Genomic DNA, 10356 nt, shown 5'->3' on the forward strand with positions numbered 1-10356 from the left:
TCATGAGCACACCGGCCAAGCGCAAGAAGATCACCCTCGTCAACCCCGCCTGCAACGACGCCCTCACACAGCAGATCGCCATGACGATCACCTCGTTGGAGTTCGCCGACGGGCCGCAGATCGATGTCGTCACCCTGCCCGGTGGGCCGCATCTGATGGTGTCGCAGGAGAACATCGACAGTGTCGCCGCCCCGCTGGTGAAGCTGATCGAGGCGGACACCGATTCGGATGCTTTCATCGTCGGGTGCTACGCCGATCCGGGTTTGCGGCAGGCCCGTGCGGCTGCCGGCCACCGCAAGGTCTTCGGCCTCAACCAGAGCTCGGTCGCCACCGCGCTGGCGACCGGCGACAGGATCGGCGTGATCGCCGTCCAAGAGGTCGCCGTCGAGCGGCACCGCAAGTACTACGAGGAGCAGGGCGTCGCGGCCCGCATCGTGGGCGAGCGCGCGGTCGAGGTCGATCCGGAGATCGCCAAGAAGGGACCGACCGCCCTCACGCCGGAGATGGCCCTCAAGGCCGCCGTCGCCGCGGGCACCAAGCTGCGCGACGAAGACGGTGCCGACGTCATCATCCTGGGCGAGGGCGGCATGAGCGCGCTGCGCGAGCCGGTGGAGCAGGCGCTCGGCGTTCCGGTCGTCGATCCGAGTCTGGCCACGATCGCGATGGCGATCCAGGCGGTCCAGGGCTTCACGATGCCCACTCCCGCCACCTGAGCGCTCGGGCTACGAGTCGGTCGGCCGACCGGCCACCAGGTCGCCCAGCGCCAGACCCCGCTGTCCCCACCGGGCGTCGAACCCGTTGGCGCGCACCGTCGCGCGCTCGAGCTTGTCGGGGGAGTAGCGCTTGCGCGCCCAGTGGGAGGTCGGTCGTGCCAGGCGGACGGCGCCGATCCACGCGATCGGAGGCAGGAAGGCTCCGACGATGGCCGTGGAGTACTTGCCCTTGTTGACGCACACCAACAGCGAGAGCAGGTGGAACGGCAGGCTGGCCAGCAGGCCGAGGTGGCCGAGTCGGATCCCGGTCGCCCCGTCGAGCGGGTTGATGCCGATCGCCATCAGGCCGAGAACCGCGCCGGTCAACATCACCACCTGCACCGACAGCTGGCCCTCGCTCGACCAGTACACGTCCTGCAAGTGCAGCAGCAGGGCGAATTCGTCGAGCACCAACGACGCGCCGATGCCGATCAGCACCGCGCTGATCGCCGCCATCGGGGCCGCACCGTGGGCGGCCACGGACGCGAATCCGCCGGCGATCGTCAGGATGATCCCCGGAATCGAGTGGTGGATGTGGACGCCGCCCTGCACGTTGTCGTGGAAGGGGCCCTTGCCCGCGCGGATCAGCCGGGTGATCGTGCGGGTGATGATGAAGGTCGCCAGGAAGGCGACGAACAGCAGGGTCAGCGGCAGCCGCGTCGGCGCGGTGAGGTTGTCGACGACGCTCATCGACGCGCGGTGATCCCGGTCCGGCGCTGCTCGATGATCAAGCAGCGGTCTTCGACGTAGGCCATACCGGCGTCGGCGGCGATCTGCCGCGCCTCGGGCGAGGTGATGCCCAGCTGCAGCCACAGCGCCGTCGCCCCGGCCGCCGCGGCGTCACGGGCGACTGCGGCGCAGTCGGCCGACGGGCGGAACACGTCGACCAGCCCGATCGGCTCGGGGATGTCCGACAATGAGCGGTACACCTTCTCGCCGACGATCTCGTCGGCGTGTGGGTTGACCGGGATGATCCGCCAGCCGTGCTCGCGCATGTACGCGGGGACCTCGTTCGCGGCCTTGGCCGGGTTGGCGCTGGCGCCCACGACGGTGATCGTGTCGTAGGAGCGCAGAATCTCTTCGACGACGGCGTCGGTCTCGGCTCGATCGGTCATGGTTCGAGACTACGTCTGCAGCCCGGCGACGAGGTTGATGAACAGCGCGACGATGACCGTGCCGAACAGATACGACAGCAGCGCGTGCGCGAGCGCCGGCCGCCGCATCCGCGAATGCGACAGGTCGGTGTCGGAGATGGCGAAGCTCGCGCCGACGGTGAAGGCGACGTAGGCGAAATCGGTATAGATCGGCGGTTCGCTCTGGTGGAAGTTGATACCGCCGACCGGGTCGGTGAAGTAGACGCGCGCGTAGTGGGTCGCGAACAGTGTGTGGATCGCCGCCCACGACAGCACGATGCCGGCGAGGGTCCCCACCACGAGGGCGTGGTCGTCGTGGTGGAAGAGGACGGCGACGACGCTGGTCAGGCTGCCCAGGGCGGCCGCGATGACCACGATCGCCGTGCCGGCGTGGGTCGGGTCCTCGCGCCCCGCGTGCTCGGCCGTCTGCTCGGCGCCCATCGGGCCCAGTGTCGCCCAGGTCCAGCCGATGAACGTCGCCGCGGTCGCGATCCACATCGACATCACCGGGCTGATCCGCCAACCGGCCCACAACCCGGCGGCGACGACCACCCCGACTGCGACGCTGACCGTCAGCCGCTGGAGCGCCGAGAACTCGCGTGCGCGGGTCATGACACCGGGTCCAACAGGCGCGGACCGTTGTTGGCCACCCGGTTCACCAGCGGCGCCACCTCGCGGATCTCGATGGCGTCGGCGAGCTCGCGCGCCGGCGGCTCCAGCAGGCGCGACGGGGCGGGGGAGTCCGGATCGAGCCACTCCTCCCACCACTGGACGGGCATGATCAGCGGCATCCGATCGTGGACCTCGCGCAACGGGCCGACGGCGTCGGTGGTCAGGATGGTGCAGCTGAGCAGCGGCGGGTCGATCGGCCCGGCGTCCTTCGGCCGCCACACCGACCACAGCCCGCCCATGAACAGCCGGGTGTGGTCGGCGGGCGACATGAAGTAGGGGACCTTCACCGTCTTCCCGTCCTCCCCGACGGCCTTGCGCCACTCGTACCAGCCGTCCATCGGGATCAGGCACCGCTTGGACCGCACCGCCCCGCGGAAGGAGGCCTTCGTCGCGGCCGTCTCGGCGCGCGCGTTGAACAGCGACCCCTTGCCGATCTCCTTGGCCCACGGCGGCACCAGTCCCCAGCGCATCGCCCGGATGCGCCGCGTCGCGTCGCCGTCGGGGTCCGTGCGGGAGTGGCGCTCGACGACGGTGAGGATGGTCGTCGTCGGCGCGACGTTGTAGTTCTCCCAGCGCGACCGCGGCGGCTCGTCGGAGGCGAGGTCGTCGAGCGTCTGTTGCCCGGGCTCCTCGAGGAGGGGCAGGTCGGGGACCTCGTTGACCGCGTCGATCTCGGCCGCCAGCTTCGCCGGGTCGGTGGTCACCGCATAGCGTCCGCACATGGCACCCATGCTAGGCCCGGTCTCCGACGGGAATGCGCGCCGCGGCCGATGCGTTGACTCATCGCAGAAGGCACGACGACGAGGAGTCCGCACCATGGCATGCGCGACCTTGCACCCGATTGAGGGGCGCGAGATCTTCGGATCGCTAGACTTGGGCCAGCGCCCGGTCGATGTTCGGCCGTCGCGCACCGAAAGGATCCTCGTGAGCGAAGCGGCAGAACCGGTCGACGACGAGCGCGCCGAGACCGACGCGGAGCGGACCGCGCGGTTCGAGCGTGACGCGCTGCCCCTGCTCGACCAGCTCTACGGCGCCGCGCTGCGGATGACCCGCAATCCGGCCGATGCCGAGGACCTCGTGCAGGAGACCATGATCAAGGCGTTCTCCGCCTTCTCGTCCTTCCGCGAGGGCACGAACCTCAAGGCGTGGCTCTACCGGATCATGACGAACACCTACATCAACAGCTACCGCAAGAAGCAGCGGCAGCCGGCGCAGTACCCGACCGACGAGATCACCGACTGGCAGCTCGCGCAGACCGCCGAGCACTCGTCGACCGGCTTGCGGTCCGCCGAGATCGAGGCGCTCGACGCGCTGCCCGACGACGAGATCAAAGAGGCCCTCCAGGCGTTGCCGGAGGAGTTCCGGATGGCGGTCTACTACGCCGACGTCGAGGGTCTGCCCTACAAGGAGATCGCCGAGATCATGGACACCCCGATCGGCACCGTGATGTCGCGGCTGCACCGCGGACGTCGACAGCTGCGCGACCTCCTCGCCGACGTCGCGCGCGAGCGCGGCTTCAACCGCGGTACGACGACGGAGGTGGCCCAGTGACCGGCAGCGACCCCCGGTTCGAGGCACTCGACTGCACCAACGTCCTGGCCGACGTGTGGCTGCTGCTCGACAACGAGTGCGACGCCGGTGCCCGTGCGCGCCTGCAGGAGCACCTCGACACCTGCCCGGCCTGCCTCGAGCACTACGGCATCGAGAAGCAGATCAAGGAACTGATCGGTCGCAAGTGCGGCGGCGACCGCGCGCCCCAGGGCCTGGCCGACCGGGTACGGGTCCAGATCCGTCAGTCCACGACCGTGACCGAGGTGTCCGACGGCGAGAGGACGTCGCGCACCACCGTGCAGCGCACGACGATCCGCTCCACGGCAGTCGAGCCGGGCCCGGACACAGAAAACCCGGGCGGCCGGCGCTGAGCCGGCGGCACCCGGGTTCGATCCGAGGTCGGATCAGGCGTTAGGCCGCTTACCGTGGTTGGCGGCGTTCTTCTTGCGTCCGCGCTTCTTGCGTCCACGCTTACCCATGGCGTTCTCCTTCACTGGCTTACCGACCCATTGTTCCATGCCGGGGTGCCCGGCGGGAAAACGAGGCCGCCGACGTGCGCTACGTTGGGCAGATGACGGGTGACGCAGTGACCGGAATCGGGTAGGCGCGTTGTCCACCCTCGCCGATCTCCTCGCCGCCCATACCGGCCTCACCGACGAGCAGGGCGGTCATCTGCAGCGCCTCGTCGGGGAGTGGCAGTTGCTCGCCGACCTGTCCTTCGCCGACCTCCTGCTCTCGGTCCCCGACGCCGACGACCCGCACGGCGGGTTCCTCACCGTCGCCCAGTGTCGCCCCAACACCTCGGCGACCGTCCTGCCCGGCGACGAGGTCACCCACGTCGCCGACGCGCAGCTCGCCGAGGCGCTGCGGACGGCGATGTCCCGCGGCGCGATCACCGTCGACCGCGGCACGGCCCCGGGTGGAACGGAGGTGCGCCGCGAGCTGATCCCGGTCCGCTTCGAGGGCGAGGTGATCGCCGTGCTGACGCAGGCGGCCGCCGACACCGGGCAACGCGTCCCGTCGCCGCTGGAGCGGTCCTACCAGGCGTCGGCCGCCGACCTGTGCCACATGGTCGCCGACGGCGCCTTCCCCGTCGTGGAAGGCAATGAGAGCGGTCTGTCGACGCCGCGCGCCGGCGACGGCTTCGTCCGCGTCGACGTCGACGGTGTGGTCCGGTACGCGAGCCCCAACGCCCTCTCGGCCTTCCACCGCATGGGCTTCACCAGCGAGCTGTCCGGCGTGGTCCTCGCCGATGTCTTCGCCGATCTGGTCACCGACGCCTTCGACGCCCAGGACGCGGCCGCGATGGTCGCGCTGGCCGCCTCCGGACCGGCGCTCGAGCCAACGGGTGAGGACCGCGTGCTGCGCATGGAGGTCGACGCGCGCCGGGCGACGGTCCTGGTGCGCGCGGTGCCGTTGCGCCCGCGGGGCGTGGCGACCGGCGCGATCGTCCTCGTCCGCGATGTCACCGAGGTCAAACGCCGCGACCGGGCGCTCATCAGCAAGGACGCGACGATCCGCGAGATCCACCACCGCGTGAAGAACAACCTGCAGAGTGTCTCGGCACTGCTGCGACTGCAGGCCCGACGCACGGCCAACCCGGATGCGCAGACGGCGCTGAACGAGGCGGTCCGCCGGGTCGCCTCGATCGCGCTGGTGCACGAGTTCCTGTCCGGCAGCGTCGACGAGGAGGTCGACGTCGACGAGGTCGTCCACCGGCTGTTGCCCGTCCTGGTCGACGCGACGAGCGCCGGCGCCCCGCGCGCCGACGTGGCCGTCACCGGTCGGTTCGGGGTGTTGTCTGCGGACCTGGCGATGCCGCTGGTCATGGTGCTGACCGAACTGATCCAGAACTCGGTCGAGCACGGCTTCGCCGACGGACGGCAGGGGCGGATCGAGGTGCACGCGCGGCGCGGCCTGCGCGACCTGGCGATCCGCGTCGACGACAACGGCGCCGGCATCCCCGAGGGGTTCGACCCCGGCAGCAGTGGCAACCTCGGGCTGCAGATCGTGCGGACCCTCGTCGAGATCGACCTCGGCGGCACGGTCGCGTTCACCAACGCCGCCGCCGGCGGAACATCGGTCGACATCGCGGTCCCGGTGACCGCCGACTTGGGCAAATAGGGCACACGACAGAGCCCCGGACGCCGAAGCGTCCGGGGCTCTGTTCTCGTCTGAGGTCTTAGACCGTGCTGCGCGCGCGGGTGCGGGCGTTGCGGCGCTTGAGGGCGCGGCGCTCGTCCTCGCTCATGCCGCCCCACACGCCGGCATCCTGGCCCGAGTCGAGGGCCCAGGTCAGGCACTCGGCGGTCACCGGGCAGCGGTTGCACACAAGCTTCGCGTCGGCGATCTGGGCAATAGCCGGGCCACTGGTCCCCACCGGGAAGAACAGCTCCGGGTCTTCATCGCGACAGATTGCCTTGTGGCGCCAATCCATTTCTCAAATCTCCTCATACGCGCGCAGCGATGCGCGCCCGTTAATAAGCCTGACGGGCATTTGGCTGGTTTTTACTGGCTGTTTCACGCTCGGCGACCTGGCGTTCGACCGCTCGTGTTCCTTGTGAATACTTTCACGAATCAGGCTGAAGTCAATAGGTTTCCATTAACACGTGTGCAACATCACTGCGCGCTTGGGGTGCGGTTTTGGCCGCGTCGACTCCCGCGGACGTGTCAAGCCGCGGCGGGCGGTTGGGGCGGCGCGACGACCGACAGCGCGTCGGCGCGGTAGGAGAACGCGATCTCGGTGCGTTCGCCGGTGAAATCCCCGTCGATCTGCGTGGGCATGGCCCCCGGTGCGTCGAAGGCGACGGCCTCGACGTCGTCGTTGCGGAAGACGTGGCGGGCGCGCGGGTCGGCGCGCACGAGCAGGCGGGTGGCCAGCGGAAGGTTGCGCGGGACGCTCAACGACGACGAGGCGAAGACGCCGAGCCCGCCGGCCAGGGTCGTGCCCGGATTGGTCTCGATGATCTTGCCGCGCAGATAGGTCCACGGCGTCGTGTTCAAGACGAAGGCAAAGGCGGTGTCGCGCAGAGTGCGGGTGGCACCGCCGCGCTCGGTGACGGTGACGGTGAACCGCTGTCGGTCCGCCCGGTGCCGCAGGAACGTCGCGACCGTCGTGAACAGGTAGCGCGTGGGGGTGGCCGACTTGCCCCGGTTGCGCTTGTCCTCCATCGCGGCGACGACGTGTGCGTCGATGCCCATGCCGCAGTTGAACAGGAACCAGCGATCGTCGACGATGCCGAGGTTCACGGTGCGCGAGGCCCCCGACTCGAGCAGGTCGATCAACTGGGCGGTGGCGAGCAGCGGATCGGGGTCGATGTCCAGTGCGCGGGCGAACACGTTGGCGCTGCCGCCCGGGATGATGCCGAGCCGGGGGAGGGAGGCGGGCGGGACATCCGACGGTTTGCCGAGCATCCCGTTGACGACCTCGTTCACCGAGCCGTCGCCACCGTGGACGACGATCGCGTCGTAGCCGCCGTCGAGGGCGCGCCGGGCCAACTCCTCGGCGTGCCCGCGGTGGGTCGTCTGCTCGACGGTCAGATCCATCCTCGAGCCCAGCGTGTGCGCCAGGGTGTCGCGGCCCGCCGGGGTCGTCGCGGTCGCGTAGGGGTTGACGATCAGCAATGCGCGCACGGAACACCACCCTACGGTGGCGGCGGTGGTGGCGCGCAATACCCTTGGGACCATGCAGAACAGTGCGATGGTCCCGCGGCCGATTCGCTGGGCGGGCGTCTCGACCGCCGTCCAGGGCGCGGTCGGGCTGGTCGTCGCGCTCATCCTGGTGATCCGCGAGATGGGCGGCCACCACGAGGACTTCGCCAGTGGCTACGGACTGGCGCTGTGGTGCGCGCTGATCGGGCTGAGCGTCCTGGGCGGCGGCATCGCCCTCATCCGCGGGAAGCGCTGGGGCCGCGGCATCGCGGTGGTCGCCGAGATCCTCCTGCTGCCGGTGGCCTATTCACTGCTGACCGACAGCCACCGACCCGTCCTCGGCGTGCCGCTTGGGATCTGGGCCCTGGGCACCCTGGTCGCCCTGTTCACCGCTCCCGCGCTGGAGTGGGCCGCGGGTGGCGGCGCCGCACCCGACGCCGACGACGAACCGTAGAGTGGGTCGCATGACCACGACCGTCGCGATTGCCAACCAGAAGGGCGGGGTCGCCAAGACGACGACCACCGTCTCGCTCGGGGCCGCCCTGTCCGAACTGGACGTGTCGGTCCTCGTCGTCGATCTCGACCCGCAGGGCTGTCTGACCTTCTCCCTCGGCCACGACCCCGACCAGCTCGAGGTGTCGGTGCACGACGTGCTGCTGGGCGAGGAGGAGATCACCGACGCCCTGCTGACCACCGACGACGGTGTCACCCTGCTCCCGGCGACCATCGACCTGGCCGGCGCGGAGGCGCTGCTCCTCATGCGTCCGGGCCGCGAGTACGCGCTCAAGCGGGCACTGGCCGAAGTGGCGGAGGACTACGACGTGATCCTCATCGACTGCCCACCGTCGCTGGGGGTGCTGACGCTCAACGGGTTGACCGCCGCCGACTCGGTCATGGTGCCGCTGCAGTGCGAGACGCTCGCCCATCGCGGCGTCGGGCAGCTGCTGCGCACGGTCACCGAGGTGCAGCAGATCACCAACCCCGACCTGCAGTTGACCGGCGCGATCGCCACGCTCTACGACGCGCGCACCACACACAGCCGCGACGTGCTCGCCGACGTCGCCGACCGCTACGACCTGTCGGTCATCAACCCGCCCATCCCGCGCACGGTGCGCTTCGCCGAAGCGTCGGCCTCGGGGGCGTCGGTGCTGCGCGGGCGCAAGAACAAGGGTGCCGTCGCCTATCGCGAGTTGGCGAAGAACCTGTGGAACCACTGGTCCACCGGCGCCGAGCTGGAGACCTTCGCCCTCACCGAGGCGTAGCGGGACCGTAGGCGGTGATCGTCGGGCCGCGCTGTTCGACGACCTGGGCGCCGATGAGCGCCGGCACGATCGGTGCGTCGGTGCCCGGCTCGCGGGGCACCGGCAGGTCCCCGATCCGGTGGCCGGTGGCCGCGTCGACGACAAGGTAGCCGCGGGCATCGGGGATCAACATCCGCCCGTCGACAGAGACGCCCGGACCACGGGTGTCCGGGACGGTGAACGTGGGCCGCATCGTGGTCGTGTCGATCGCGACGGTGGCCGACCCGGTCCACACCGTCGCCAGTCCCTCCGCGTCGGTGGACACCTCCCCGCGGGGCAGCTCGGGGCCGCCGGGCACGCGGTGGCGCCCGGTCTCGTTCCCGTCGGAGTCGAAGGCGCGGATGGACGGCGGGGTCGGCTCCGGGCTGTTGGCGCCGCCGTCGTACACCGCGACGGCCGATTCGGACATCGCCACGACGACCGGCGGGGCGAAGGCCGTTCCGCTGGTGATGACCGTGGTGCCGTACAGGCTGATCTTCTCGTCCTTGTCGACGACGGCGCCGACCACGGTCAGCCGGTAGCCGGCATCGCCGGTGCAGTGCTCGACGAGCGCGACACGGTCACCGGAGGTCATCCCGGAGGAGATCCGGCAGCCGCTCCCGTCGTGGGGTCCGCGGTCGGGTTTGACCCGCGCGTCGACCCGGCCGTACTCGATGCCGCGGACCAGGTTCGACCCCCAGGTCTCCAGCCGCGTCGCACCCAGGCTCAGCACATAGCCGCCGTCGGACTGCAGGGTCACCGCCGTGTCGGCGTCCGAGCTGCGGGTGAACCGCCGGACGCCCTTGCTCGCGTCGATCGCGGTGACCTCGCCGCAACCGCGGGAGTTGCGGTAGGCCGACAGTGCGGTCGGCGTGCTGGGCGACCAGGCGGCCAGCACGCCACACAGGGGAAGTGAGCGCCGATAGCTCCACAGGACCCTGCCGGTGGCGGGGTCGCGGCCCGCGACGGTGCGGTCGTCGCCGGTCACGACGACGGCATCGGTGATCTGCGGCGAACGGGTGTCCGCGGACCGCGCCGTCCACAGTTGGCGCAGGCTCGCCGGGACGCCGGCCGGATACGGCTGCGCCGACGGGGTGGCGGTCGCCGGGGTCAGCGTCGTGCGCCGTGCCGAGCTGAAGTACCAGGCGGCCGTCGCGGCGATGACCAGCGCCACGACGATGGCCGCGGACACGGCGAGGTCGACGGGTCGTCGCCGCAGCGGTCGCATCCGTGGGTCGTTACTCGGGGGTGGGCTCAGTCGGCCGCAGCCGCGGTGGGCGCCTGGGCCTGGTCCGCGGCACCGCCGGTGCCCTTGCC

14 protein-coding genes are annotated in these 10356 nt (G+C 70.4%); 6 read left to right on the plus strand and 8 right to left on the minus strand.

Features of this window, described 5'->3' with window-relative positions:
• Positions 1–2 precede the first annotated feature (2 nt).
• Positions 3–713 carry an aspartate/glutamate racemase family protein gene (locus tag QM634_RS08805; RefSeq protein ID WP_415042405.1) on the plus strand — a complete coding sequence of 237 codons (711 nt, stop codon included), beginning with the start codon at positions 3–5 and terminating at the stop codon, positions 711–713.
• Positions 714–722: 9 nt separating this feature from the next.
• Here QM634_RS08805 and QM634_RS08810 read toward each other — a convergent pair whose 3' ends face one another.
• From QM634_RS08810 to QM634_RS08825, 4 genes are read right to left on the minus strand one after another with little or no spacing between them, the layout of a single operon-like run.
• Positions 723–1442, minus strand: coding sequence for a hypothetical protein (locus tag QM634_RS08810; protein WP_415042406.1), 720 nt, complete (start codon positions 1440–1442; stop codon positions 723–725).
• On the minus strand, positions 1439–1867 hold the full coding sequence (locus tag QM634_RS08815) for a CoA-binding protein (RefSeq protein ID WP_415042407.1): 429 nt from the start codon (positions 1865–1867) through the stop codon (positions 1439–1441). Before QM634_RS08815 ends, QM634_RS08810 begins: the two co-directional genes overlap by 4 nt.
• A gap of 9 nt (positions 1868–1876) precedes the next feature.
• Complete coding sequence (locus tag QM634_RS08820) at positions 1877–2497, minus strand: DUF1345 domain-containing protein (protein ID WP_415042408.1); 621 nt, start codon at positions 2495–2497, stop codon at positions 1877–1879.
• The gene (locus QM634_RS08825; protein ID WP_415042409.1) at positions 2494–3279 is read right to left on the minus strand and encodes an SOS response-associated peptidase; all 786 of its coding nucleotides are present in this window, start codon (positions 3277–3279) and stop codon (positions 2494–2496) included. The genes QM634_RS08820 and QM634_RS08825 overlap by 4 nt, the downstream gene beginning before the upstream one ends.
• 94 nt (positions 3280–3373) lie before the next feature.
• Between QM634_RS08825 and QM634_RS08830 the strand changes: the two genes are divergently transcribed.
• The gene (locus QM634_RS08830) at positions 3374–4108 is read left to right on the plus strand and encodes a sigma-70 family RNA polymerase sigma factor (RefSeq protein WP_415042410.1); all 735 of its coding nucleotides are present in this window, start codon (positions 3374–3376) and stop codon (positions 4106–4108) included.
• Positions 4105–4479: a mycothiol system anti-sigma-R factor gene (rsrA, locus tag QM634_RS08835; protein ID WP_415042411.1), complete on the plus strand. Its 375-nt coding sequence runs from the start codon at positions 4105–4107 to the stop codon at positions 4477–4479. Before QM634_RS08830 ends, rsrA begins: the two co-directional genes overlap by 4 nt.
• 33 nt (positions 4480–4512) lie before the next feature.
• Here the strand turns inward: rsrA and QM634_RS08840 are convergent, their stop codons facing one another.
• Positions 4513–4587: a 50S ribosomal protein bL37 gene (locus QM634_RS08840; RefSeq protein WP_153805149.1), complete on the minus strand. Its 75-nt coding sequence runs from the start codon at positions 4585–4587 to the stop codon at positions 4513–4515.
• A gap of 130 nt (positions 4588–4717) precedes the next feature.
• Between QM634_RS08840 and QM634_RS08845 the strand changes: the two genes are divergently transcribed.
• Positions 4718–6232: a sensor histidine kinase gene (locus tag QM634_RS08845; protein WP_415042412.1), complete on the plus strand. Its 1515-nt coding sequence runs from the start codon at positions 4718–4720 to the stop codon at positions 6230–6232.
• A 58-nt stretch (positions 6233–6290) separates the two neighbouring features.
• Here QM634_RS08845 and QM634_RS08850 read toward each other — a convergent pair whose 3' ends face one another.
• Together QM634_RS08850 and QM634_RS08855 are read right to left on the minus strand one after the other, a co-directional pair.
• The gene (locus QM634_RS08850; protein WP_007322075.1) at positions 6291–6545 is read right to left on the minus strand and encodes a WhiB family transcriptional regulator; all 255 of its coding nucleotides are present in this window, start codon (positions 6543–6545) and stop codon (positions 6291–6293) included.
• Positions 6546–6778: 233 nt separating this feature from the next.
• Positions 6779–7741 carry a diacylglycerol/lipid kinase family protein gene (locus QM634_RS08855; RefSeq protein WP_415042413.1) on the minus strand — a complete coding sequence of 321 codons (963 nt, stop codon included), beginning with the start codon at positions 7739–7741 and terminating at the stop codon, positions 6779–6781.
• A 52-nt stretch (positions 7742–7793) separates the two neighbouring features.
• Between QM634_RS08855 and QM634_RS08860 the strand changes: the two genes are divergently transcribed.
• Positions 7794–8213, plus strand: a complete 420-nt coding sequence (locus QM634_RS08860) for a hypothetical protein (protein WP_415042414.1) — start codon at positions 7794–7796, stop codon at positions 8211–8213.
• Between the two features lie 10 nt (positions 8214–8223).
• Positions 8224–9021 carry a ParA family protein gene (locus tag QM634_RS08865; RefSeq protein WP_415042415.1) on the plus strand — a complete coding sequence of 266 codons (798 nt, stop codon included), beginning with the start codon at positions 8224–8226 and terminating at the stop codon, positions 9019–9021.
• On the opposite strand, the gene QM634_RS08870 is transcribed toward QM634_RS08865, so the two are convergent.
• On the minus strand, positions 9008–10267 hold the full coding sequence (locus tag QM634_RS08870; protein WP_415042416.1) for a hypothetical protein: 1260 nt from the start codon (positions 10265–10267) through the stop codon (positions 9008–9010). The genes QM634_RS08865 and QM634_RS08870 overlap by 14 nt on opposite strands.
• Positions 10268–10356: the final 89 nt, after the last annotated feature.

This window comes from Gordonia sp. (in: high G+C Gram-positive bacteria), assembly GCF_047606305.1.
Taxonomy (GTDB): domain Bacteria; phylum Actinomycetota; class Actinomycetes; order Mycobacteriales; family Mycobacteriaceae; genus Gordonia.

Excerpts from the sequence above, each read along its gene's own strand:
- QM634_RS08830 (WP_415042410.1), top strand. The coding sequence starts at position 3,374 with ATGGCATGCGCGACCTTGCACCCGATTGAGGGGCGCGAGATCTTCGGA.
- QM634_RS08865 (WP_415042415.1), top strand. The coding sequence starts at position 8,224 with ATGACCACGACCGTCGCGATTGCCAACCAGAAGGGCGGGGTCGCCAAG.
- QM634_RS08815 (WP_415042407.1), bottom strand. The coding sequence starts at position 1,867 with ATGACCGATCGAGCCGAGACCGACGCCGTCGTCGAAGAGATTCTGCGC.
- QM634_RS08850 (WP_007322075.1), bottom strand. The coding sequence starts at position 6,545 with ATGGATTGGCGCCACAAGGCAATCTGTCGCGATGAAGACCCGGAGCTG.
- QM634_RS08870 (WP_415042416.1), bottom strand. The coding sequence starts at position 10,267 with ATGCGACCGCTGCGGCGACGACCCGTCGACCTCGCCGTGTCCGCGGCC.
- QM634_RS08810 (WP_415042406.1), bottom strand. The coding sequence starts at position 1,442 with ATGAGCGTCGTCGACAACCTCACCGCGCCGACGCGGCTGCCGCTGACC.
- QM634_RS08860 (WP_415042414.1), top strand. The coding sequence starts at position 7,794 with ATGCAGAACAGTGCGATGGTCCCGCGGCCGATTCGCTGGGCGGGCGTC.
- QM634_RS08820 (WP_415042408.1), bottom strand. The coding sequence starts at position 2,497 with ATGACCCGCGCACGCGAGTTCTCGGCGCTCCAGCGGCTGACGGTCAGC.
- QM634_RS08805 (WP_415042405.1), top strand. The coding sequence starts at position 3 with ATGAGCACACCGGCCAAGCGCAAGAAGATCACCCTCGTCAACCCCGCC.
- QM634_RS08825 (WP_415042409.1), bottom strand. The coding sequence starts at position 3,279 with ATGTGCGGACGCTATGCGGTGACCACCGACCCGGCGAAGCTGGCGGCC.